This is a genomic window from Neptunicella plasticusilytica (assembly GCF_047922965.1).
In the GTDB taxonomy this organism is placed as follows: Bacteria; Pseudomonadota; Gammaproteobacteria; order Enterobacterales; family Alteromonadaceae; genus Neptunicella; species Neptunicella plasticusilytica.
Genome location: NZ_CP150481.1, coordinates 3,583,362 through 3,608,755, shown reverse-complemented (window position 1 = coordinate 3,608,755; position 25,394 = coordinate 3,583,362). Strand labels below are relative to the sequence as shown.

The following is a 25,394-nucleotide window of genomic DNA, read 5'->3' as shown; positions in this document are numbered from 1 at the left end:
GATTATTCCTGCAAAGTGGGTAATTGATAAATATGTTGCTCGACGTCCTGACGAACTGTGGTCAGGAATTGTTGGATTTCTTGTGTTGTGTATATGTCCAGCAGCGGCTCGTAACGGTTGCTGTCCTGACAACAAAGAAGCAGAAGGTTGATCCAGTTTTGCCGAGTGATGATCTGGTTTAGTTCATCCTCGAAACGGCCATAGTGGTTAAATAAGTCGATTTTCTGTTGTAACTTGGCTGATAGCTCGGCGCTGGTTTTTGCCCAGTTACAATCTGCCAGACGGGTGTTTTTACTGATTAAATAATGGTGCAGATCCAGATAGTCGAGCGCCTCGGCATAATCATTATCCATCAGCCGGTTATATTCGCCGGCATTGGATTCAAAACATTGTCTGGTCGGGAAAAGGTCGAGCAAACGGCCAATGGCGCGTTGAGTCATCACAACATTGTTAATCGAAGGCGAACCCGCATATCCTGCCGTATCACCGATAGCCACACAGTTTTTATAAAACAGCTGCTGGCGTTTACCCGGACTGATTGGATGACGAACCAGTGCTAATTCGTCGTCGGCATTAATATTCAGCCATTGGTAGAGTTGTTCGTCAGTAATTTCATCGCTATTGCACCATAACAGACTTTGTTGCTTGCCTTGCAAGTTGGACTGCTCCAGCCAGCCTGCTTGGGTCGCCGTCAGGGTTGAGTAATTGCAGCTGGGGAGTGTGGTGGTTTGCTGTAATTCAATGACGTTGTCGAATGGACTTGGTGCTAATTGATAAGGTATCTGGAATTCACCCTGCATAATGCGCGAATCAACGCCGGAATTATCAATAATCAAGTCAACCGCTAAAACCTCACCACTTTGTAAGGTCAGTTGCGTGATAAAACCACTCGACGGGTCTCTTTTTACGCTGACGATGGCGGAAGTGGTGGACCGCACCCCAAGATGCTGTGCAGCGCCGCACATAAACCGCAGGTAGGCCTGAGTAACCAGATGCATACCTGAATTAAAGCTACCCAATAAGGTGCCGCGTTGTTGATTGGACACCGCCAGCTTATGCTGTCTTGCTGCCATCGCCGCCAGTGAATAGTCCTGATAATTGGTCTGCTCACAGCGTTTGATTAGATGATGCAGTTCGATGCCTTTAAACACCGGCAAATGGGTATTGTTACCGATGAAAACGTCTTGTGGCGCTGTTTGCCAGCCACGATAGTAACGGGCGCAACTTAGCATGGCCTGTTTCTGTTGCAGTAGGTGTTGGTCGTGAATACCCATATTTTGATGAAAATCAAAAATATGCGGCGAAGCAATAGTAATAGCCGGCTCCGGCAAGGGGTTATCTTCAATAACCGTGATGTGCGGCTTTTGCATTTGTAGGCCGCGTGCCAGTCCGGTTGCTGCACTCCAGCCACTGGTGCCGCCACCAACAATCACGATGTGTTTTATAGCCTGACTATTCATGCCAAATTCTCGGTCGCAGCGGATTGCATGACATTTTGGATAAACATCTCTACCGGCGGCAAAGTGTTTACTGCGCGTTGAACCTGATTGCGATAATTAGCCATATATTGCTGAATTTGGCGATAGTCAACACCGTCAATGCGGGCATCATATTGCTCGGGTATCAACCCCTGTCCAATACAAACCGCCGACCAGATACCGAACTGGGTGCGATCTACCCGGCCACATTGTTTGAACAGCCTGATCAGACGTTGCAGATCATCAGGTATCGACATAGTGCGGCAATCATTCCAGAACTCGGTGTCGCTGCGCGAGGTAGCGTGGTAATGCAAAATAATGAAGTTACGGATCTGGTCATAAAAGTAACTCATCGACTGGTTGTATTGCGCAATGCCGGCCTGTGGAAAATCCTTGCTGGGGAAAAACTCCAGCAACTTCAAAATACCCATCTGGATCAAAAAGATGCTGGTGGATTCCAGTGGCTCCAGAAAGCCGGATGATAATCCTATCGCCACACAGTTTTTACACCAGGACTGTTCACGGCGCCCGGCTTTAAAGCGCAGTATTCTGGGCTCGGCGGTAGGCTGGCCAGGAATAGTCTGCATTAAGGTATCCAATGCGGTTTGCTCGCTCATATGACTGCTGGAGAAAACATGACCATTGCCCATACGGTGTTGCAGCGGGATTTGCCATTGCCAGCCGGCATCACGCGCGGTCGCAATAGTATAGGGATTGAGTGGTTGATTGCGTTCGCAAGGCACTACTGCGGCGCTATCGGTGGCTAGCCAGTGGCTCCAGTCGATAAATCTGGATTGCAGTTTTTTATCAATTAGCAGTCCGGCAAAACCACTGCAATCAACAAAGAGTTCGCCGCCGATCTTGTGCCCATTTTCTAAGACAACTGTTTCAATAAAGCCGCTTTGAGCATGTTGCTGAACCTCGATAATCTTGCCTTCAACCCGTTTAACCCCGCGTTTTTCGGCGTAATCACGTAAATAACGGGCATAAGCGGTGGCGTCAATATGATAGGAATAGGTATAGGCTGATAATAACGATTCTTTTTTGGCGACCGGCGGGGCAAAACGTCGGGCTTTACCGGCCATGGCGGCGAGCGAATATTCATCCAACCGGCTGTTATCGCCCATGGTGCGTGATTTGAGCCAGTAGTGATGAAAATCAATACCTTGAGTGACGTGTCCGGTTTCACTAAAGGGGTGCATATAACTATCCCCCAGATTGGCCCAATCGTTAAACTGGATACCGAGTTTGATCGTCGCGCGGGTTTGACGGATAAAATCCTGTTCGTCGATGCCCAATTCAGCGTTAAATTGCTGGATATGTGGAATGGTGGATTCACCCACGCCTACAGTGCCAATGGCATCAGATTCAACCAGAGTGATTTGACAGAACTCGGACGGAATGCGATTGGCTAGTGCCGCTGCCGCCATCCAGCCAGCGCTGCCGCCTCCAACAATGACAATGTGACGAATAGCTTCTGTTTGCAAAGTGTTTCCTGTTCTAAAACCCGTAATCGGTTTAACTTAACCTGAGTTATATGTTGATCGCCAGTAAAGAAAAAAAGGCACCAGTGGACGGTGCCTTTGAACTAGACAACAACGTGGACATTACTTCAGTTAAAAATTACCGCGTAAGGACAAGGCGTAACGTCTGTCACTTGCGTGGTAAGCACCATAATGGTTGCCCGGACCATTTTGCTTCATGATGTTCTTGGTAACCGTATCACCGAGGTTATTGGCTTCCAGTGCCAAGGTCAGGTTATCGTTAATCTTGTAGGCGATTGAACCATCCAGATAACCCGCCGGCGCGTTGAATACCGGCAATGCCCAGGAATTATCATCGGCTTTATAGCCGTTGGCACGGGTAGACATCAGGAACTCACTACGCCAGTTATAGGCCAGGCGGAATGATATTGGCCCTTTTTCATAGATACCGACCAGATTGTAGGCATTCTTGGATAATCCCAGATAGGGCATGGGTCCATAGGTGGAGCCATCTGCATCAAAAGGTTCGGCATCTTCTTCCACCGAGGTGGAACTGTCGATATAGGTATAGTTGGCCTGAATACCCAAGCCGTCGAACGGTTCAGGCAAGGTCTTGAAGAAATGGTTTATCGATATTTCGAAACCTTTCATATCCGCTTCACCGGTACTGACAGGTCGGGAAACGTTATAGTCAAAACCGCCATAGTTTTCGGTGCGCAACTGGGTGCTCTCGTATCCGTCAACATCCTTGCTAAACAGGGCAAAGTACATCGAGCCACCTTCGTCGTAATACCATTCCAGTGACGCATCAAATTGGGTAGCTTCCATCGGATCACGATAGGGGTTGGTATCAGAAGCTGCCGTCAGTAAGAAACAATCGGTTCCTACTTCTTCGCCGTTTTCTTGCGCATCCTGACAGTCTCCTTCTTTAATATTCGCACTTAAGTTCAGATTAGCCCCCAGTGTACTAAAATCGGGACGTGCCATGGTTTTGGCAACAGCTAAACGCAATAACACATCTTCAGAAAGCTCGATTCTGACGTTCAGACTAGGCAATACGTTAGAGTAGGAATGCTCGGCATCTTGGGCAATAAATTGCGGTCCACCGAACAGGGAATTGTTCGGATAAGACAAATGGCCGTGCGCAGTATTTTCGGTTTTAACATAACGCACCCCGAAATTACCGCTGATCGGCAGCTTGGTATCCAGTTCGTAGTCCAGCATAAAATAGGCCGAATAGGTCTTTTCGGTCTGGTTATTCTGGTAGTTTTCATCATCCAGACTGCGCAATTGCCAAGGAGCTATCCAGTCTTCGGTGTACTCGAAACGATCCCGCAGAGTTTCATAACTGGTGGGATGGTTTAGGGCAAAATCGACAATCGGCGCATAAACGTTGGCTGGGGAAGACACCTGACCACCAAAGAAATTATCAAAGGTGTTGAGATGCAAATCCGATTCGGCCGGGGTGATATTAGCCTGAGTTTCCGGTGAAATTGCGCCTTGCGCCCAGCTGGTGGCAAGTACCGCCCAGTTATAGCCAGTGTCCGCATTATCCGAGGTGGAATCGCTGTAACGTCCACCGACCTTTAGCGTCGGGAACATTTTACTGTCGAGGAAGTATTTCACATCGGCCTGAACCGCTGTCATATCGCCTTTTTTCAGATACTGACTATCTTGCTGGAAGTTCCAGTTATAGTTACCTGGCGTAGCCAGATAATCCGCATCTGAGCCCACTTCCGGTACGCTGCCAGAGAAATCAACATCCAGATAAGGCACCAGTATTTCAGTGGCCACTGTGGAATCGAGGCCAGAAGATTCGGAATCGACATTTTGTACCGACGCAGTGAACTCCAGTTTGTCATTGTAGTAACGATAGCCCAATGTGATGTCGGTGGTCTCCGACTCCTGCACTGCAACCCGCACGTCTGAGCCCATCGGAATACCGCCATCCTGATACAAACGACCCTGATACAATACATTGTCATCGCCAAATTTGCTGTCGGCAGTGGCTTGTACGGTGTAAGGGTCGTTACCGACAAAGATAGCGTCTTCGTCCCACTGCATATCGTAGTTACTGTTGAAATAGGTCAGAGTCAACTCATGGTTGTCGGCCGGAGCCCATTGCAAGGCCACATAGTTACCGGTTCTTTCCCGGTTAAAATGCATGGTACGCCAGTCGGCACCGCGCGGAACGTAAACGGTTTCACCTTCATGGCCGGCAATGTCGTCCCGATAAAAAAACGGGCGGACATAAATCGAATCGTTGCGGGTAGACAGTTCGGAATAGGCGATATCGGCTAAAAAGCCAATTTTACCAATACTGGTATCCCAGTTATTGCTGTACAGCAATGAATAGGCCGGTTTGGTTTCTTCAATCAAATCGCCATGGTTGGCTGACAGGGTAAAAGCCATTTTTTGACCATCTTCCTGAAAGGGCAAACGGGTCACCAGATCAATAGTTCCGGCCAGTCCACCTTCAATCTGATCGGCCGACGGGCTTTTATAGACGTTAACGGCACTTAACAGTTCAGGTGGTACATCACCAAAGCTTAAACTTCTGCCGCCTGTCGCACTAAAAGAACTGCGGCCATTCAATTCACTGCGTACCTGACTTAACCCGCGTACTATGACGCCATTTCCTTCAACCGAGAAATGCTCCGGATCACCTTGGGTCATATAACGATCGATAGCCACCCCGGCGACTCGTTGCAAGGTTTCGGTAATACTGCGATCCGGTAACGCGCCCATATCATCAGCGCTGATGCCATCCATGATCTTGTTGGAATTGAGTTTCTTTTCCTGAGCCGAAATAATACTGGAACGAAGCCCCGAGACTTTAATTATCTCCAGTTCTTCGTCTTCTTTATTAGGTTCGTCGGCCGCATAGCCCAAGGTAGGCACCAGCATGCCTAATGCACTGAGTACGAATAAGGATGTTTTAGTCCGCTTGAACATGGTATCCAATCCCTTGTTGGTCTGTTGTCGTGTTGTTTTCATCTAGTTGCTCCCAGTTCTAATTATTTGTGTTTTATGCACATTTTTATTGTGCTGACATGACTCAGCATTTTGTTGTTATCAGCGGGAACAACCCCAAAAATAACAAACTGCAGGACTAGCTGAGATGCAATGCAACTGGCTCAGCGGCTCCTGTTATCTCTATCTCATCGTGTTATCCGATAGCGCTGGTTTGCCTCGGCCTTAAAGGTTATGAGCTCATCTTCCAGTCGAGCAGTAATGCGCTGGCCTTGCTCGGTGGTAACTTTTGAATGTTGAGTAAAACTGTTGCTGCGGACCCTTAGCTGCCCGGATTGCATAGGTTGTACCTTTGCTTCAACCAGCTTTCCCGTCTGCCAGGTGATATCCACCGTGACATTGCCTCGCGCTTTAAGGCCGGATACAGCGCCTTTAGGCCAAGCCTCTGGCAAGGCCGGTAACAGGTGGATTTCGTGGTTTTGAGACTGCAGTAGCATTTCTGCAATTCCGGCAGCACTGCCGAAGTTGCCGTCAATCTGGAAGGGAGGATGGTTGCTCCAAAGATTATCCAGCGAATTATGATCGAGTAACTCGGCGAGTAATTTATGTGCTCGGTTGCCATCAAATAAGCGTGCCCAGAAGTTAATTTTCCATGCCTGGCTCCAGCCGGTTCCGCCATCGCCGCGGGCGTTGAGTGTTTTGACGGCTGCATTGGCTAATGCTGGTGTTTCTAATGGTGAAATCTGGTTAGAGGGATGTAAGGCGAATAAATGGGATATATGCCGGTGAGTGGATTTTTGATCGTCCAGATCATCCTGCCACTCTTGTAATTGGCCCCAGGAGCCAATGCGTAATCCGGGATCCAGTTCGGCAAGTTTGTCAGCAAGTTTATCAACCATGGGCAGATCGCCTGCTTGCTGCGCCGCATCCAAAGTGGTGCGGAACAGATTTAACAGGATTTGCTGTGACATGGCTGCTCCCACGCTAAAATCACCATGTTCAGGAGAGTAACTGGGCGCCACGACCCACTTGCCGATTTGCTTATCCCATACCAGCACATCCAGCCAGAATTGTGCCGCGCCACGCATAATCGGGTAGGCGCGCTTAAGCAGGAAATCCTGATCGCCAGTAAATAGATAGTGTTGATAATAGTGCTGACTGATCCAGGCGGCAGCTTCGGGTTGCCAAAAGGCGGTGGGCCAAGCTATGAGGCCGGAAAACCCCCAGATATTGGTATTCAGCAACATGGTCCAGCCGTTGGCGCCAAAAATGCGTTGTGCCGCCAGTTTTCCCGGTGATTGCAGGCTATCGATAAAATCGAACAATGGTGACGTGGTTTCGCTTAAATTAGTGGTTTCGGCCAACCAGTAATTCATCTGCAAGTTAATATTGACGTGATAATCCGCGCTCCATGGTGCTTGTTGGTAATGATTCCAGGCGCCTTGCAAATTGGCCGGTAACGATCCCTTTCTGGAAGAACTTATCAATAGGTAACGCGCATACTGGAAATATAGACGCTCCAGCGCTCTGTCGGTGGCCGCAGTGTTTTTGTCGCTGCGATATTGGGCCAGCAAGGTATCGGTCGGAAGCGGCGAAGGTTGTTGATCAAGGTTTAGCGTGACGCGCTCAAATAACGATTGATAATCTTCAAGATGACGCTTTAGCAATTGCTGATAACCGGTGGTTACCGCGTTGTTAACCCGCTCTGAAACTGTTTGATGTGGATCATCGCCACGATAATGCGGGTAGCGGTTGGCATAGTTGGTGCCTGCTGATACCACCAGCCAGACACTGTCCGCCTGGCTAACTTGCAGCTGATTGTCGTCGCTTAGGTCTAGCGTACCGTTTTGCTGCACGAGCTGCATTTGAGTTTCGTATTTAAGCTGATTGTCATTCAGCGCGCCTTTGAGGGTAATGCGTGCGTCTTTAATCGATTTTTGCTGGCTGCGATTATCCGCTGTACGTAAGTCCGCACTAAAACTGATTTTGCCCGGTTGATCACTGCTTAATTTGATGACGATAACCTGATCGGGATAACTGACAAAATAATCGCGCTGATAATTCACCCCATCCAGCATATAACTCACACTGGCAGTGGCAGAGGTCAGATCCAGGCTTCGGCGATAGTTTTTAATCTGCTCCAGCCCTTTATTATCGGTAGTTAAAACGATTTCAGAGAAAGCCTGAAAACTACCATATCCGGGATGATTACGACCCAACTTGGCGGCAACTGTTTCCGGTTTGATACTACGACGTTCAAGCAGGGCAGTTTGCACTTCCCGGAATTTTTGCGGATAGCCAGCCTGTTTGTCAGGTAAGCCGAAATCATAACCTTCCACCGAGCCTGGGCCGCCGGTCCATAAGGTCTTTTCACTAAATTCGATGATGTCTTGCTGTATGCCGCCTTGAATGGTTGCACCCAAGGCGCCATTGCCTATAGGCAGAGATTCAGATTCCCAGTTCTGCCCCGGGTGATCAAACCACAGGGTTAAATCGTCAGAAGTAGCTTGGACTGATCCTGCTGACAACAACGTCAGCAAAAACAGCGGAATGGATAAATACAAGTTGCGTTGACACAGGAACGATTGGCGCGTCCTGTCAGGCAAATTTTGTATTTGGTGCGTCAGCATGCAGCGGCGACCTGGATTTGATTAATCTGATAGGCCTTATAGTAGATGTTGCTAATTTGTTAATCAACATAAATTTCACATTTAAAATAAAGTATTAAATACAAAATAATCAAAAGTGCAAAAATTGACTGATTTGAGGCAAAAGCGATGCGGCCAGTCAGTTGGCGGGTAAAGTGGGTCGCAAAAGGAGGTGCTGTGGGGCTCTGGCCAGCTTTGAATGACTTTGATGACGTCAAGGTTACAGCCTGCTATAAGCTTTGTTAATAAGCAGTTAAAGTTTGTTTCATATATAAATATTAAAGGCCTAGCTTGCCTGACATGTTGAAAGCGTCAGCTTAACTAACTTTCATCCTTTGTTCTGGCCCCTAATTTGTAGGAGATTTGCCGGGCAGTTTTGCCAATTTCGCGCAAAGCGGTATTGATGTTTACTGAATTCAAGTCGCCAATATAATGCAGGTAAGGCACGACCAGACAGGCGATTAGTTCGTTATTGTAGTCGTAGATCGGGAAACCGATATCCTCGACACCTTGTATCTGCTTACTCAGCATTCTTTCAAAACCCTGCCCCCGTATGATGCTAAGCAGGTTATCCAGTTCATCCTGGGTGATTTCGTCTTCCAGCTCACTGAGTAATTCTTGGGACCTCTGTTCGGATGAAAAAGCAATAAATATATGGCCGGAGCAGGAATTTAGCAGAGGTGCTGAAGCTCCCAGCCTGATAGTGATCAATTTGTCCATCGGGCTGTCTTTTTGCACCACCACCATGACTTTGTTTTTTGCACAAATGGTAAGATGACAGGATTGATCAATCTTTTTCGTCAAGTTCTCCATTTCTAGCGACGCGGCCTTAACCAGTTTCTGAATTGGCACATGCCGATGCGCCACTTCGAACAGCTTAAGTGACAAGGAGTATTTGTCTGTATTGTCATCCAGAGTCAAATATTGGCGGCGCTCCAACACCGAAACCATGCGGAATATTTCCGAAACCGACTTTTGCAGGCGGGCAGCAATATCCTTTAACTTCAAACCTTCTGACTCATCAGCCAGCAGCTCCAGAATATCCAGTCCTTTCTCGAGAGCGGGCGCCGTGTATATTTTTTCGTTCTCTGCCGAGGCGCTGTTTGCGGGTTTCATTTTTACCTGTGCTGACAACATAGTAACTTCCACTGATTGTATGTGATGGTGAATAGCAATTGAAGCGAGAATTTTAATAACAAAATATATTTTTATATTTTTGGTCAGTTTGCCTTTCCTGTTGGCTGTAGTGCGGCATAGTTAACCCGCATTTTCATCATGAATCGCTGAAAGACATGATATAACTCGCTGTTAATCAATATTTGGCATAATTTTATCACAACTTGTTTACATATTTTATTTTAAATTTTATATTTAGAAATTAAATTTAAATATAAAAGTCTATGTGTCTGAACAATGCACTGCTAAATTCATCCACACGATAGTCATTTAACTGTGAGACTCTCAAATGAGCAGGCCCGTCAAAAAACGCATTGTTGGCAATACCGGTGTCGTCGTAACCGAATTGGGACTGGGCGGGGCGTCGCTAGGCAATCTTTATCAACCTATGACCGACAGTAGTGCAAAACAGATTGTCGATTATCTGCATGCTCAACAACTCCAGCTATTTGATACCGCTCCTTATTACGGTTTTGGGCTAAGCGAATCACGACTGGGCAACGCGTTGGACAAAATAGCCGGGGATTTCGTGTTATCCACTAAAGTTGGCCGGGTTTTGCATCCTATTGACGATTTTGTCTACCAAGGTCCTCGAGAAGGTTTTTGTTCAGAACAGCCCTTTAGTGCCGAATTTGACTATAGCTACGACGGTATTATGCAGTCCTATCAGGCCAGCCTGCAGCGTCTTCAAACTGACAAAATCGATATTCTGCTGGTGCATGATATTGGTCGTCAGACGCACGGTGCCAAACATCAGTACTATCTAAAACAGTTTAAAAATAGCGGTTATCGCGCGCTGCAGGAACTGAAAAACCGTGGCGCTGTGCGGGCGATTGGGCTGGGGGTCAATGAAACTGAAATTTGTATGGAGTTGATGCTTTGGGCAGATTTTGACTGTTTTTTATTGGCTGGCCGCTATACATTGCTGGAACAGGGGGCGTTAACCAACCTGTTTGCTGAATGTCTGCAACGCGGGATTTCTGTTATCGCCGGAGGTATTTTTAATTCGGGGATTCTGGCGTCAGGCAAACAACACTCGACCCGCTATTATAATTACCAGCCTGCTCCGGACAATGTTTTGCGCAAAGTAGCTCAACTGCAGGCAGTCTGTGAGGTTTTTGATGTACAACTGGCGGCAGCAGCCTTGCAATTTGTTCTGGCCCATCCGGTTGTTTGTGCGGCCATACCCGGTATAGCCAGTCTCGAACAGGCCCAGCAAATTGTGCAGTATTATAATGCGGAGATCCCGCAAGCGTTCTGGCAGGTGCTGAAAGATCAACAGCTTATCTCTCCTTTATCACCTGTACCCCAATCGTTGACTGCCCAATGTTAAACATTATTGATAGTCATTTGCATGTGTGGATGCTCGAGCGCGGGGATTATGCCTGGCTGACGCCGGATACTGGTGTGTTGTATCGCAACTTTAGTATTGATCAGGCCAGAAAGGTGATGGCCGAGCATCTGGTTTCTCGCTGTATTCTGGTACAGGCCACCAATACTGTGGCGGAAACCGAATACTTGCTCGATATTGCCGACAGTCACTCGCAATTTGTCGCTGGTGTGGTGGGCTGGGTTGATTTTGAATCTGCCGATGTCGTTGATGATATTAAGCGTTTAAGCAAGCATGCTGCGTTGGTTGGATTGCGGCCCATGCTACAGGATATTGATGCAACGGACTGGATCCTTAATCCGGACTTCCATCGGGTATTTGCCTGTATGCAGCAACAAGAACTGGTTTTTGACGCGTTAATCTATCCACGCCATCTGGAAGTGATCGATGAGTTAGCCTCGTGTTATCCAGGATTATCCATTGTTGTTGATCATTGTGGCAAACCCGATCTGGATGCTGAAACGTTAACCTGTTGGCAGCAGGGATTGGCCAGATTGGCCCGACATCCCGAGGTTACAGTGAAGTTATCCGGCTTGGCCAGCCAGTCACAATATGCTTTTGAGCTCGATAAAATAACGCCAATTGTAGAATTTGTCTGCCGTCATTTCGGGCCGAAACGGATACTTTGGGGCAGTGATTGGCCGGTGGTTAACCAACGTTGTGATTACCGACAATGGCTGGATGCCAGCCTTAATATTATCAGCCAGCTCGGTTTTAGTTCTGAACAGGCGGAACAGATCTTTGTGCATAACGCCGAACGTATTTACCTGTCGCGTTCGGTGCCGGGAGGTCAGATTGACTGACGTAACTTCACACTTCGTTCATCTTCACCCGCTGGATAATATTCTGGTTTGTCGCCGTTATTCTGTCCGAGACAGCCAGATAGAAATTGGTAACGAATGGATAACGCTGCAACAGGATATTGATGTGGGGCATAAGATCGCCATTCTGCCGCTGGACAAGGGCAGTAAAATCATCAAATACGGTGCCCCTATAGGTTCGGCCAGCCAGAATATCGCCAAAGGCGAACATGTACATTTATCCAATTTGCAAAGTGATTATATTGCCAGCCATACCCGAACCGGCAGGAACAACAATGTTGATAAGGAATCGAACTGATGAAGGGTTATCTGAGACCGGATGGGCGAAAAGGCATACGCAATATCACGCTGGTGTGTTATCTGGTCGAGTGTGCCCACCATGTTGCCAGAAAAATTGTCGATGGCTGCAATGATACTGATGTTCACCTTATCGGTTTTCCCGGTTGTTATCCCAATGATTATGCACTCAAGCAAATGCAACAGCTTGTCGGCCACCCCAATGTCGGTGCTGTGTTGTTGCTATCACTGGGCTGTGAAGGATTTAATCGCGAGGCATTATTTACCGCGGCACAACAAGCGGGCAGACCGGCTGATATCATCGTTATTCAGAAAACCGGCGGCACAATTAAATCGATTGAAGCCGGTATTCAAAAGGTAAAGTCGTTACAACAGCAAATCCCGGTACAGCAAGTTGGGCTGGATGTCAGTGAGTTGGTAATTGGCACAATTTGCGGAGGCTCTGACGGTACCAGCGGTATTACCGCCAATCCTGCGGTGGGGCGCTGTTTTGATTTATTGCTGGAACATCAGGCTACCTGCATTTTTGAAGAAACCGGTGAATTGATCGGTTGTGAACAGATTATGGCGGAGCGGGCAGTAACCGCTGAACTGGGACAAGAAATTGAAAAGGCGGTACATAAAGCCGAACAGTATTATCGCACCATGGGGTTTGGCTCTTTCGCTCCCGGCAATGCCGAAGGGGGGTTAACTACTCAGGAGGAAAAGAGTATGGGGGCTTATAGCAAATCCGGAAACAGCCAGATTAGCGGCTTGATCAAGCCTGGCGATATTCCGCCCAGCGGCGGTCTGTATTTGATGGATGTGGTGCCTGACGGTGAACCCCGATTCGGCTTTCCGAATATCTCCGATAACGCCGAAATCGTCGAGATGATTGCCAGTGGTGCCCATTTGCTGTTGTTTACCACTGGACGGGGCTCGGTAGTGGGATCGGCTATATCACCGGTGATCAAGATATGCGCAAATCCGGAAACTTATCAGAATATGGCGGATGATATGGATATTAATGCCGGAAAAATTTTGCAGGGTGAAGCCAGTATTGAACAGGTCGGTGAGGAAATTTTTGCACTGGTCAAGCAGGTAGCAAGTGGCAAGTTAAGTTGTTCAGAAGCCTATGGGCACCAGGAGTTTATCTTGACCTACAAGCAGTTCGAGCCAATTGGACCGGGTTGTTTACCCATACGCGCGTAATCTTTTAACAGGGAAAATGATGCGACTTAAAAATAAGAAAGTACTGGTCACTGCGGCGGCACAAGGAATCGGCCGGGCGACAGCTGAATTGTTTGAACAACAAGGCGCCTATGTCATTGCCACTGATATCAATCGGGATCTGCTGGACGAGGTTGAAACTGCAGAGCAACACGTTCTGGACGTCACTGATTCAGCCGCGGTGCAGAGGTTGGTTGACGAAATAGGTGGTGTTGATGTGTTGTTTAATTGCGCCGGTTTTGTCCATGATGGCGGTATTCTGGATTGCGACGAGTCAGACTGGGATTTCTCGTTTGATTTGAATGTGAAATCGGCCTACCGGCTGACAAGAGCCGTATTGCCGGGCATGCTCAGGAACAAGGGCGGTTCGATCATTAATATGTCTTCTGTGGCCAGCAGCATTAAAGGGGTGGGGAACCGCTTCGTGTATGGCGCGACTAAAGCTGCAATGATAGGTTTAACCAAATCGGTGGCTGCCGAGTTTGTCGGCCAGGGAGTCCGCTGCAATGCGATTTGCCCAGGTACGGTGCAATCTCCATCACTGGAACAGCGTATGTCCGCTGGCGGTGATTATGCTACGGCCAAAGCCGCTTTTATTGCCCGACAACCGATGAACAGGGTGGGGACACCTGAAGAAATTGCCTATTTGGCGCTTTATCTGGCCAGTGACGAGTCCGCCTTTACCACCGGTCAGATCCATATTATTGATGGTGGCTGGAGCAATTAATTTATAGTCTGGGGAAACAAATGAAGTTGTTAAGATTTGGAGATAAAGGACAGGAAAAGCCGGGCATCCTTGATGAACACGGCAATATTCGTGATTTGTCAGGGCTGATTACAGATATTAATGGCGATACGCTCAGTCCGTCGGTTTTGCACAAACTGGCCGAGGTGGATCTGAGCGCGTTGCCTCTGGTGTCTGATCAAGTGCGCCTGGGAGCCTGCGTAAACGGTGTTGGCAAGTTTATCTGTATCGGCCTTAATTATGCTGATCATGCCCATGAAACCGGAGCGGATATCCCGGCCGAACCCGTGGTGTTTATGAAGGCAACCAGCGCCATTAACGGCCCCAATGATCCTATTATCAAACCGAAAAATAGTAGCAAACTGGATTGGGAAGTGGAGCTGGCTATTGTCATCGGGCAGGACTGCCGCTACGTGGATGAAAACCAGGCTGAACAACATATTGCCGGTTATTGTGTGTGCAACGATGTATCAGAGCGGGCATTTCAACTGGAAATGGGCGGTCAATGGGATAAAGGTAAGGGCTGTGACAGCTTTGGTCCTATCGGTCCCTGGTTGGTGACTAGCGATGAAATATTCAATGTGCTCAATTTATCCATGCATTTGTCGGTGAACGGTAAAACCTTTCAGCAGGGCTCCACCCAAACCATGATTTTTTCGCCGGCCTATATCGTCAGTTATTTAAGCCAGTTTATGAGTTTACAGGCTGGTGATGTGATCAGTACCGGCACCCCTCCCGGAGTTGGATTAGGGCAAAAGCCGCCACTGTATTTGAATGTGGGTGATCATATTCATTTATCCATTGAGGGTCTGGGAGAACAGCGTCAGACTGTGGTGAATTATCAGTAACCCAAAATCAGGTTAACTAACAAGGTGAATGGTTTGCAACAAATGAAAGATAATGTGATGCAGCGCAGCAAACAGGCCGGACTCTGGTGTACGGTATTGGTGATCAGTCTGTTCTTTTTATGGGGATTTGCCAATAATCTGAATGACATTCTGGTCCAGCAGTTTAAAAAAACCTTCACGTTATCCGACTTTCAATCAGGACTGGTGCAGTCTGCGTTCTATTTGGGGTATTTCTTTTGTGCTATTCCTGCCGCTGCCGTGATGCAAAAATTCGGTTATAAAACCGCTATTGTGGTGGGACTGTTTTTGTATAGCTGTGGCGCGTTGTTGTTTTATCCGGCCGCCGAAGTGCAACTCTATAGTTTCTTTCTGGCAGCGTTGTTCGTTATTGCCTCCGGATTGACCTTTCTGGAAACCAGTGCCAATCCCTACATTGTGGTAATGGGCGACAGAAGTACGGCGCAAAGACGATTGAATTTCGCCCAGTCATTTAATCCACTCGGATCGATTAGCGGGGTGTTAATCGGGCAGCATTTTATTTTTACCGGGGTGGAATACTCTGCGGCTGAGTTCGAACAGTTGTCAGGTGCACAACAGCAGGCATTTTTTGACAGCGAGGCGCTGGCAGTGCAAATGCCTTATCTGGTTTTGGGTAGTGTAATCCTGTGTTGGTGCCTGTTATTTGTGTTTACCCGCTTTAAGGAGCATCGCCCCCACCCTGACACTGGCGTACCGGCTGACAAGGCCAGTTACCGCACCTTGTTTTCCTATCGTCACTTCCGCTCAGCGGCGTTTGCCCAGTTCTGTTATGTGGGAGCACAAGTAGGTGTCTGGAGTTTTATCATCCGTTACACGTTGCAAGCCGACCCGGACTTAACCGAAAAGCTGGCTGCCAATGCCCTGACAGCCTCTCTGGTGCTGTTTATGTTGGGACGCTTTATTGGTACCTGGCTTATGTCACGCATTGAAGGACGGCGATTAATGGTGATTTTCGCCATAACGAATGTATTTTTAACCCTGGGTGCCGCGCTGTTGTTTAACGATATTGGCATTATTTGTCTGGTGTTGGTCAGTTTTGGTATGTCGATTATGTTTCCGACCATTTTTGCCTTGGGGGTTGATCATGTGGGTCAGCAAACTAAATTAGCTGCCTCGGTTCTGGTTATGGCAATTGTCGGCGGTGCAGTATTAACCGCGTTGATGGGGGCGCTGTCTGATGTCACTAATATTCAAACCGCATTCCTGTTGCCAGCTTTGAGTTTTGCGGTAATCGGCTGGTTTGGCTATCGTGGCTATCGACCTGATTTTGGCATAGAGAACAGCTGTACAGACTCAGAGCCGGTCATAGAGCCAACAGTTTAATTTTGTTGGCTAGCATGGCCAGTATATCCTGTTGACTGAAATCAGCAGGATATTCATATAGGTACCAATTTGAACTGAATTGAATCGAATCAGAGGGAGCCAGATCCCGAAAAGGACTATGCAGCTCCATTTCAATCAACCCTTTTTCAGTGTTGCTCTGGGCATAACTGGCATAGAGTTCCACTTGTGCCTGTTCGGGGTGGATCAGCTCAGTCGCCAATAGCGGAAACTGGATAATAAACAGCTGTCCTTGCCGGTATCCTGCCATCCAGCCTTGTTTGGGCCGAATATATAGTTTGCCTTGATTGGCCGGTTTTTGACGTTCGAACTGGCTGCTATCCAGTATTAAATACTGTTCTGAATACCGGTAGTTTATTGGTCCGGTATGAGTATTTTCAAAAGAGACCAGACGGATATCCTGTTGTCGGTTTACAGGCACGATGACGTGAGTGTCGATATTAACGCGGGTATTAAACCACAAATCCCATGAATGATTTTGCTGGCTGATATTTACGCCGGTGGCGCTAAGTTGAACCTTATTAGGATTAACCGGATCCAGTCTAAAGGTTTTATTGATTTGCATACCGGATATCGGGCTGGCGGCTCCCTCCAGAACAACTTCGCTTGGGCTGTGTTTAACAATCTTATTATCAGTAAAGGTAAGGTAAGGATCCGGCGGCCAAACCGCAGAGTTTTGATAACGTTGAAGGTTAAGCTGCTGTTTACGCCACCACTGGCTTTGTGGCCCTACCCATACTATATGACCCAAATAACCGATATTATCGGTAGTTGGGGATACATCGGGTCGAATTCCTTGCTTGAAGGGCGTGCCAACTTTGAGAAAATTTTCATGCCCCTTGAGATTAAAACCCACCACCCGGCCGCCTATCGCAGGGGTGATATGCAGTTCAACTTGATCATTGTGCAAAGTGAGTTGCGAAAAAGACTCAGCCTTGACGCCAATTGACAGCAAGCTTAATAACAGCCAGCCTAGATTGATCCCTTGCATATGTGTCCTGATTTTGTTGATTGTTATAACGGTCGACAGTTAACAACTTGATAACATTCGCGTCAGGAGATGTCTTGTACGAATTGTTGCTTGGGCCTTATGAATATTGAATCGGTAGGGAGGAAGGAGGAAGAAAGATCTGAAAGCATCCCTGCTTTATATGGAGCATATCTAATGCTTAAGCGACCCGATTAACCGCAATATGTGCCAGACCAATTAATGCCTGTTTATAGTTTGAGTCTGGGATAGGTTGCAATGCATCGATAGCTTGTTGCGACGCTTGTAATGCTTTTTCACGGGTATAATCCAGAGAACCGGTCTGTTGCATAGCTTGCATAATCTCGTCGAAATGTTGCATGCCGTTATTGTTTTCAATAGCCGAACGAATCATCTGCTGTTGCTGGGGATTGCCATGCCACATCGCGTACAGCAGCGGCAGGGTTGGTTTACCTTCGGCTAAATCATCGCCAACATTTTTGCCCATTTCGTCGGTATCGGCGGCATAGTCGAGAATGTCATCCACTAGCTGAAATGCAGTTCCCAAATATTTGCCGTAATTTTGCATCGCTAATTCAATTTCTGCCGATTGATCGGTAAGGATGGCGGAAAGCTGGGTGGCGGCTTCAAATAAACGGGCGGTTTTGCTGTAGATCACCTGCATATAACTTTGTTCGGTGGTATCGGGATCATTGCAGTTCATTAACTGCAATACTTCGCCTTCGGAGATGACATTAGTGGAATCGGACAGAATTTCCATTACCCGCATGCGTTTCAGGCTGACCATCAACTGGAAAGAACGGGTATATAAAAAATCCCCCACCAGCACGCTGGCCTGATTACCAAATAAGGCATTGGCAGTTTCTTTACCGCGGCGCATGGTAGACTCATCGACCACATCGTCGTGCAACAAGGTGGCGGTGTGAATAAATTCAATAATGGCGGCCAATGTATGATGATCGCTGTTGTTTATTCCCAATGAACGGGCGGCTAATACGGTAAGTAGAGGGCGCAGGCGTTTACCGCCGCTATTAACGATATAAAAACCAAGCTGATTGATAAGCGCAACATCGGAACTGAGCTGTTGCTGGATTAGCTGATTCACCGATTGCATATCAGTGTCGGCTAATTGCTGGATACGGGCTAATTCCATAGGTAATAAAATTCATTATCATTGAGAGCATTGGCCCGCGATTTTTACAGAAAATGCCCTGCTTATCCACCTAGAATTGAAACCATTGAATCGGTTAAAATAAATCCGAATTTAGGCTTGCGACCAAAATGCAGTTCGCGTACAATTCGCGCCCTGTTTATGAATCGAATAGCGTCTGTATGGCGCAGAGCGGAGTTTAATATGTACGCGGTTTTCCAAAGTGGTGGTAAACAACACCGTGTGGCTGAAGGCCAAACCGTTCGTCTAGAGAAGATCGAAGTTGCGCCAGGTGAGTCTGTCGAGTTTGATAATATCTTGATGGTAACTAATGGTGACGACGTAAAAATCGGCACTCCTTATGTTGACGGCGGGAAAGTAACAGCTGAAGTGGTTACTCATGGTCGTGGTGATAAAATTAAAATTGTAAAATTTCGTCGCCGCAAACATTCTCGTAAGCAAATGGGCCACCGTCAGTGGTTCACTGAAGTCAAAATTACTGGCATTAGCGCTTAATAGGAGTACGTAAAGATGGCACACAAAAAGGCGGGTGGTAGTACCCGGAATGGTCGTGACTCAGAAAGTAAACGTTTAGGTGTTAAGCGTTACGGTGGTGAGTCAGTATTGGCCGGTAATATTTTAGTTCGTCAACGTGGTACCAAATTCCACGCGGGTGACAACGTAGGTTTGGGTAAAGATCACACTTTATTCGCTTTATCTGAAGGTAAAGTGAAGTTCGAAGTGAAAGGTCCTAAAAACCGTAAATTTATAAGTATTGTTGCTGAATAAGCCTTATTTATAAAAGTGTTTTTAAAAAAACCCCGCCCAGGCGGGGTTTTTTATTGGGATTTCGTAATCCGGACCGCAAGGTTGATTAGCAGTATATTAAGTTCATAATCAATAACGATGAGTGGACATTAGGGTGCATCATGAAATTTGTAGATGAAGCCGATATTCGCGTTGAAGCGGGTGATGGTGGCAACGGTATCGTCAGTTTTCGGCGTGAAAAGTATATTCCCAAAGGTGGGCCGGACGGTGGTGACGGCGGTGACGGCGGTAGCGTTTATCTGGTCGCGGATGAAAACCTCAATACGCTGATTGATTATCGCTTTGAACGTTTTCATCGTGCCGAACGTGGTCAGAATGGTCAGCGGACTAACTGTACCGGTAAAGGCGGTGACGATTTGGAAGTGCCGGTGCCTGTCGGCACCCGGGCTACCGATATGGATACCGGCGAGGTACTGGGCGATCTGATGGCACACAAACAGCGTTTGCTGGTAGCCAAAGGCGGTTTTCACGGTTTGGGTAACGCGCGTTTTAAAAGCAGCACCAACCGGACACCGCGTCAAAAGTCAAATGGTACACCCGGCGATATTCGCAATCTCAAACTGGAATTGATGCTACTGGCCGATGTAGGACTGCTAGGACTGCCGAATGCCGGAAAGTCTACTTTTATCCGTTCGGTATCTGCCGCTAAACCTAAAGTGGCGGATTATCCTTTTACCACATTAGTACCGAATCTCGGTGTAGTACGACTGGAAAGCCAGCGCAGTTTTGTGATTGCCGATATTCCCGGTTTGATAGAAGGCGCTGCCGATGGTGCCGGTTTAGGCATTCAGTTCCTGAAACATCTGGAGCGTTGCCGGATATTGTTGCATCTGATTGATTTATTACCTGCCGATGGCAGTGATCCGGCCGAAAATGCCAAGGCGATAGTCGCTGAACTGGAAAAGTACAGTCCGGCACTGGCAGCCAAACCGCGTTGGCTGGTGTTTAATAAGGTCGACCTGTTATTACCGGAAGAAGCTGAAGAAACCTGTCAAAAAGTATTGCAAGCTCTGAATTGGCAGCAGCCACATTATCAGATGTCGGCAATTCAAAAACAGGGAACCGAAGAGTTAAGCCGCGAGGTCATGGACTTTATCGACACCTTACCTGCCGAATTGCCTGAATCCGAGGATCAGGAAACCGTCGAGTTTAAATGGGATAACTACCATAAACAGTCAATATCTGATTTTGACGACGATGATGATGACGATGATTTTGATGACGACGACTACGATGTCGAAGTGATCTATCAGAAGTAACACCGAGACCTAATATGATTGTTTCAATGATCGCCGCGATGGCGCACAACCGTATCATCGGTGCGGATAACCAAATGCCCTGGCATTTACCCGCTGATTTAAAGCACTTTAAGGCCGTTACACTGGGTAAACCTGTGATTATGGGTCGTAAGACCTATCAATCTATTGGTAAGGCATTGCCAGGTCGGTTGAACATTGTTATCAGTCGCGATCCGGCGTTTAAACCCGTAGATGCGACTGTGGTATCCGGTCCCGAGCAAGCATTAACAGTGGCCGGTCCGGTAGAGGAAGTGATGATTATTGGTGGCGGGACTATCTACCAGCATTTTTTGCCATTGTGTCAGCGTCTGTATATTACCGAGATTGAGCTAGAGGTGGCGGGTGACACCCAATTTCCAGATTATCAGCAAGTTGCTGACTGGGCTATTAGCGAGCAGCAAAGTTATCAAGCCGATGAGAAAAATGCTTACGCTTACCGGTTTTTAACCTTGCAACGTCAGAAAGACTAGTGTCTTGTACAGGTACGGCTGATACAGAAATAAAGCTCCTTTGAAGCAGGACAGGATGATTAATGTACAAAAAAATGCGTAATGCAATACAGCAGTCAATCGGCCAGTCCTACCTTTCCTTTCTGGATGCTTTACCAGACGCCGTATTATTGGTGGATTTGAATTCCACAATTGTTCAAACCAATGCTCAAGCCCAACGTATGTTTGGTTATCAGGGAGATGAACTGAATAACCAGACTATCGATATTCTCATTCCTGAACAGCATCATAGCGATCATCATAAGCATGTGAGTGCTTATATGACCAAGCCTAAGCGCAGGGCTATGCGCACCTTGAGTTTTTTATTTGCCCAGCGTAAAGACGGCTCGGTATTTCCAGTGGATATTATGCTGGGGCCTTTTCAAACAGATGATGTTTCTTTGATAATTTGTACAGTGCGGGATGTTACCGAGACGCGCAAAACACAAGAAGCGTTGACAGCATCATTGCAGCGAGAACGCCATATGGCCAGAACCGATTCCCTCACCGGTGCCAATAATTCCCGCTATTTTTACGATTTACTTGAACAGGAAATGGAATCATCCCGGCGTTATCAAAAACTGATCACCCTTATTTACGTGGATTTGGATAACTTTAAACAGGTTAACGATCAGCAGGGGCATAACGAAGGGGACCATTTGTTATGTGAGGTTGTTCGCTGTATGAAACACTATCGTCGCGAGTCGGATATTATCGCGCGAGTGGGAGGGGATGAATTTGCGATGTTATTACCTAAAACCGATAAACAGGGAGCACGAGTCGCGATTACACAGATTCGCACCAAACTGCTTGAAGCTATGCAGCAAAAAGGTTGGCCAGTTACCTTTTCTATCGGGGTTTTAACCTGTAACGAAGTCCCCGAGTCGTCTGATAAAATGGTCAAGATGGTAGACGAGCTGATGTATTCGGTAAAGCGGCATGGCAAAAATGATATTTGTTATGGCACTTATCCCTAACTGGAATTGTCCGTGAGCATAATAAAAAATCCCGCTAAATTAGCGGGATTTTTGTTTTACGTTTTGAAAGTCTGTTTCTTTTAGCTCGTCACTCGCAACTCGCGGCTCGTCGCTGAGTGTTTACACTCTAAACTGACGAATCGATTCCTGTAGCTCTTCAGCCAGTTTAGCCACTTCATGGCTGGAGTCGGAGGTTTGCTCGGCGCCTTGAACAGTGTGCTCGGCAATCGATACAATACTTTCCAGTTTCTCGCTGATCTCGCGGGATACCTGATTTTGTTCGCGCGCCGATTGCTCTATTTGCGCACTGACGTCATAGGCTTTGTGCACCGCATCAGTGATGGAATTCAATGCTTGCGCGGCTGTTTCGGTTTGATTCACACATAACTCGGTCTGCTTCTTGCCTTGTTGCATTACTGCCACCGCTTTTTCTGCGCCGGCCTGTAACATTTCAATCATGGCATGAATTTCCTGGGTCGATTCCTGCGTGCGGCTGGCCAGTGTTCTGACTTCATCGGCTACTACCGCAAAACCACGGCCTTGCTCGCCGGCACGAGCGGCCTCGATGGCAGCGTTTAGCGCTAGCAGGTTAGTCTGGTCAGCTACGCCACGAATCACATCCAGAATACCACCGATGCTGGCGCTGTCCTGATGTAACTTGTTAATGACATCTGCTGCCGCTTCTACTTCACGCGCCAGATCCAGAATGGTGTTTTTGTTCTCTTCGGAAATTTTCTTCACCCGCTCAGCTTCATTATCGGCATTACGGATTTGGTTTAGCGTATCTTCGGCATTTTGAGTCACCAGCTCGGAGGTGCTATTCATTTCGGTCGTCGCAGTGGCCACTTGGGCAACCTGTGATTTCTGTTCCTGAATCGAATTGGTGGTTTCCATGGTAACCGCAGAGGTCTCTTCAGACGCAGCGGCAAGCTGAGTGGCGCGTGAACTGATCCCGGCAATCAAGTCTTTTAGACTATCAACCAAATTATTGCAGTTGGTGGCTAAGGTACCGAATTCATCATCGGAAGAATCATCCAGCTTCTGGGTCAGATCGCCGCCGGATACCACTTTGAGCATATCGTTGACTTTGTTCAGCGGTACTGTAATGGCTCGCACACTCAAGGTAGAGATAAAGAAAGCAGCGATAGCCGAGATAATCATTGCCAGATACGTTACTGTGGTTCCGCTGGTAACAGAATCATTGACCAGAGTCTTGATTTGCTGGGACTTTTGATCGGCCAGTGCCAGCAGTTCGTCGATATCATTGATGGCTGTCATGATATTGTTTTCTGAATCAGCCAAAGCCTGCTCGGCGGCAAGTTGCTGGTTAAGGCGATATATCTGGGTTTGTACCAGTCCGTCAGGGCCATTGAGGGTGCTATTCAGTGACGAAATCATGTCATTCACGTCCGACAGCATGCCTGTAGTGTCTTTACCGCCAGCGGCCTGATTGATAGCCTGATGTTTTTCCAGCACATCGGTCATTTTAATCTTTAGCTCGTTGCCGATGGTTTCTGCTTTGGTCAGGGTTTTGGTTTTTGAATAGTCGGTACTAACGGCTACCAATGACATCAGGTTAGTTTCCATGTCTTCACCCAATTCAGCGGCCTTGCTCAAGGCGCTATTGGATTGGACGGCTTCAGAATCCGAGAAATCCAGTAGCAGAGTCGAGGTATCTTCAGTATTTTCTTCGATGGCGCCGATTTTATCTGCAATACTTCTGGCTGCTTCCAGATCAGCCTTACGGCTACTGAACATTTTAGCCACGTTAGTTTTATATTGCTGATAAACATCGCTGACTTGTTGCAAGGATTGCTTTAATTGAGGTTGCTGCTCAATGACTCGTTTCAGGTTGGTGAGTTTATTTTCAAATTCGCCCTGACTGGCCTGAAACTCGCCCAATTCTTCATTCAGCAAGCTTAAATCGGTTTCGTAAAAGCCGGCAATGGTCAATTTGCTCAAGGTCAGGAAATTGACTTTTAACTGGTTACTGCCAGATACAGTAGGTAAAGCCAAGGTATTGACTTCTTCTGTGGCCGAGTCAATTGAACTCATATTGACCAGAGAGGAGATACTAATGGCAAATAATAATAAGGTGATGATCAGGAACCCACCAAATACTCGCATTGCTACCGTAATTTTCATCAATACTCCTGATATTTGCTGTTGGCTAAATAAATAGTTGCTGATTTTACATTTTTTTGTCAGCTAAATGAAGGATTACACTTTGCATCGCTGTTTAAATCCAAGCTAACTCTGCAAGCTATTGTATCGGCAAGCTATTTTGATTCTTTATGATTAATACCAATACGTTTAAATTTTTGCTGGGTGGGCAATTGTTTATACGGATTGGTATAACTGCTCATTTGAAATGTTATGCAGTGATCCTCTCACGCCGGTCAGGCAGAAACACTAAACACTCCACCCGATTCCAGATTGAGCAGGGTCAGTTTATTTCCCCATACACAACCTGTATCCAACGCAATATACTGGCTGCTATCTGTTGTACCACCTAACGCTGCCCAATGACCAAACAATATTTTTTGATGCGATTTTAGTTTCTGTGCAGGATGCTGAAACCAGGGCAACAGGTTTTTGGGTGCATCCTGTAGTGAGGCTTTAACCGAAAAATTCAGCTCATTTTTGCTTGTCACAAAACGCATTCGGGTCATGGCGTTGATAATAAACCGGTAACGTTCTATACCGCTGAGTTTATCTGACCATTGGAGCGGCGTATTGGCATACATCGAAGACAACAATTTTATCCATTGACTGGATTGCAATTGCTGGCTGACTTCGTCACTGAATTTTACCGCCTGCCTGATAGTCCAGCCAGGATAAAGCCCGGCGTGAGTTATCAGGTGACCTTTGCATATTTTGCAGGCTAGCGGTTTGCTGCGTAGCCAGGATACGATGTCTGGCAATTCTGCACTGTTAAGTAACGGGTCAAAACGGTATTCGGCCTTGTTGTTTTTGATTTGCTGACTGACGGCCAAAAAGTGCAAATCATGATTCCCCAGTACGCAATCAAAATGCTCACCTAATGACATCAGATATTGCATGGTTTGCAGCGCTTCCGGGCCACGGCCGATCAAATCGCCTACTGCCCATAACTTGTCTTGCTGTGGATTAAAACCGGCTTTATCGAGCAATTTTTTGAGCGGAGTGTAACAAGCCTGAATATCCCCTACGATAAAGTTTGCCACAACACCCCCA

21 protein-coding genes are annotated in these 25,394 nt (G+C 47.2%); 12 read left to right on the top strand and 9 right to left on the bottom strand.

The genetic code is table 11. From position 1 onward, the window contains the following. Positions 1-2: 2 nt before the first annotated feature. The 5 genes from V1467_RS16215 to V1467_RS16195 form a co-directional block, all read right to left on the bottom strand. Positions 3-1,460, bottom strand: a complete 1,458-nt coding sequence (locus tag V1467_RS16215; protein ID WP_416306012.1) for an FAD-dependent oxidoreductase — start codon at positions 1,458-1,460, stop codon at positions 3-5. Next, positions 1,457-2,965 (bottom strand): tryptophan halogenase family protein, encoded by a 1,509-nt coding sequence (locus V1467_RS16210; RefSeq protein ID WP_416306011.1) that lies wholly within the window; start codon positions 2,963-2,965, stop codon positions 1,457-1,459. Before V1467_RS16210 ends, V1467_RS16215 begins: the two co-directional genes overlap by 4 nt. A 129-nt stretch (positions 2,966-3,094) precedes the next feature. Next, the gene (locus V1467_RS16205; protein ID WP_416306010.1) at positions 3,095-5,959 is read right to left on the bottom strand and encodes a TonB-dependent receptor; all 2,865 of its coding nucleotides are present in this window, start codon (positions 5,957-5,959) and stop codon (positions 3,095-3,097) included. 164 nt (positions 5,960-6,123) lie between these two features. Continuing rightward, entirely contained in the window at positions 6,124-8,565 is a 2,442-nt protein-coding gene (locus tag V1467_RS16200) for a glycosyl hydrolase family 95 catalytic domain-containing protein (RefSeq protein ID WP_416306009.1), read from the bottom strand. Between the two features lie 339 nt (positions 8,566-8,904). After that, entirely contained in the window at positions 8,905-9,720 is an 816-nt protein-coding gene (locus V1467_RS16195) for an IclR family transcriptional regulator (RefSeq protein ID WP_416306008.1), read from the bottom strand. A gap of 328 nt (positions 9,721-10,048) precedes the next feature. Between V1467_RS16195 and V1467_RS16190 the strand changes: the two genes are divergently transcribed. From V1467_RS16190 to fucP, 7 genes are read left to right on the top strand one after another with little or no spacing between them, the layout of a single operon-like run. Continuing rightward, positions 10,049-11,092: an aldo/keto reductase gene (locus V1467_RS16190; RefSeq protein WP_416306007.1), complete on the top strand. Its 1,044-nt coding sequence runs from the start codon at positions 10,049-10,051 to the stop codon at positions 11,090-11,092. Then, the gene (locus V1467_RS16185) at positions 11,086-11,952 is read left to right on the top strand and encodes an amidohydrolase family protein (RefSeq protein WP_416306006.1); all 867 of its coding nucleotides are present in this window, start codon (positions 11,086-11,088) and stop codon (positions 11,950-11,952) included. Before V1467_RS16190 ends, V1467_RS16185 begins: the two co-directional genes overlap by 7 nt. After that, the gene (locus V1467_RS16180; protein WP_416306005.1) at positions 11,945-12,268 is read left to right on the top strand and encodes a UxaA family hydrolase; all 324 of its coding nucleotides are present in this window, start codon (positions 11,945-11,947) and stop codon (positions 12,266-12,268) included. The genes V1467_RS16185 and V1467_RS16180 overlap by 8 nt, the downstream gene beginning before the upstream one ends. Further along, the gene (locus tag V1467_RS16175; protein ID WP_416306004.1) at positions 12,268-13,458 is read left to right on the top strand and encodes a UxaA family hydrolase; all 1,191 of its coding nucleotides are present in this window, start codon (positions 12,268-12,270) and stop codon (positions 13,456-13,458) included. Before V1467_RS16180 ends, V1467_RS16175 begins: the two co-directional genes overlap by 1 nt. A 19-nt stretch (positions 13,459-13,477) precedes the next feature. After that, a complete protein-coding gene (locus tag V1467_RS16170; protein WP_416306003.1) occupies positions 13,478-14,203 on the top strand; it encodes an SDR family oxidoreductase in 726 nt (241 codons plus the stop codon). 20 nt (positions 14,204-14,223) lie between these two features. Beyond that, on the top strand, positions 14,224-15,069 hold the full coding sequence (locus V1467_RS16165) for a fumarylacetoacetate hydrolase family protein (protein ID WP_416306002.1): 846 nt from the start codon (positions 14,224-14,226) through the stop codon (positions 15,067-15,069). A 42-nt stretch (positions 15,070-15,111) separates the two neighbouring features. After that, a complete protein-coding gene (fucP, locus tag V1467_RS16160; protein ID WP_416308719.1) occupies positions 15,112-16,431 on the top strand; it encodes an L-fucose:H+ symporter permease in 1,320 nt (439 codons plus the stop codon). Here the strand turns inward: fucP and V1467_RS16155 are convergent. Beyond that, complete coding sequence (locus tag V1467_RS16155) at positions 16,412-17,440, bottom strand: DUF4380 domain-containing protein (protein ID WP_416306001.1); 1,029 nt, start codon at positions 17,438-17,440, stop codon at positions 16,412-16,414. The genes fucP and V1467_RS16155 overlap by 20 nt on opposite strands. A 178-nt stretch (positions 17,441-17,618) precedes the next feature. Then, the gene (ispB, locus tag V1467_RS16150) at positions 17,619-18,590 is read right to left on the bottom strand and encodes an octaprenyl diphosphate synthase (protein ID WP_416306000.1); all 972 of its coding nucleotides are present in this window, start codon (positions 18,588-18,590) and stop codon (positions 17,619-17,621) included. 201 nt (positions 18,591-18,791) lie between these two features. On the opposite strand from ispB, the gene rplU reads away from it, so the two are divergent. From rplU to V1467_RS16125, 5 genes are all read left to right on the top strand, one after another. Then, entirely contained in the window at positions 18,792-19,103 is a 312-nt protein-coding gene (rplU, locus tag V1467_RS16145; RefSeq protein WP_416305999.1) for a 50S ribosomal protein L21, read from the top strand. Between the two features lie 15 nt (positions 19,104-19,118). After that, positions 19,119-19,376, top strand: a complete 258-nt coding sequence (gene rpmA, locus V1467_RS16140; protein ID WP_416305998.1) for a 50S ribosomal protein L27 — start codon at positions 19,119-19,121, stop codon at positions 19,374-19,376. Between the two features lie 140 nt (positions 19,377-19,516). Next, positions 19,517-20,674 carry an Obg family GTPase CgtA gene (cgtA, locus tag V1467_RS16135; RefSeq protein ID WP_416305997.1) on the top strand — a complete coding sequence of 386 codons (1,158 nt, stop codon included), beginning with the start codon at positions 19,517-19,519 and terminating at the stop codon, positions 20,672-20,674. Positions 20,675-20,688: 14 nt separating this feature from the next. Then, positions 20,689-21,183, top strand: a complete 495-nt coding sequence (gene folA, locus V1467_RS16130; protein WP_416305996.1) for a type 3 dihydrofolate reductase — start codon at positions 20,689-20,691, stop codon at positions 21,181-21,183. 62 nt (positions 21,184-21,245) lie between these two features. Continuing rightward, positions 21,246-22,178: a diguanylate cyclase gene (locus V1467_RS16125; protein WP_416305995.1), complete on the top strand. Its 933-nt coding sequence runs from the start codon at positions 21,246-21,248 to the stop codon at positions 22,176-22,178. A 120-nt stretch (positions 22,179-22,298) separates the two neighbouring features. Here V1467_RS16125 and V1467_RS16120 read toward each other — a convergent pair whose 3' ends face one another. Together V1467_RS16120 and V1467_RS16115 are read right to left on the bottom strand one after the other, a co-directional pair. Continuing rightward, positions 22,299-24,323: a HAMP domain-containing methyl-accepting chemotaxis protein gene (locus tag V1467_RS16120; protein ID WP_416305994.1), complete on the bottom strand. Its 2,025-nt coding sequence runs from the start codon at positions 24,321-24,323 to the stop codon at positions 22,299-22,301. A 254-nt stretch (positions 24,324-24,577) separates the two neighbouring features. Next, on the bottom strand, positions 24,578-25,384 hold the full coding sequence (locus V1467_RS16115; RefSeq protein WP_416305993.1) for a symmetrical bis(5'-nucleosyl)-tetraphosphatase: 807 nt from the start codon (positions 25,382-25,384) through the stop codon (positions 24,578-24,580). Positions 25,385-25,394 lie beyond the last annotated feature (10 nt).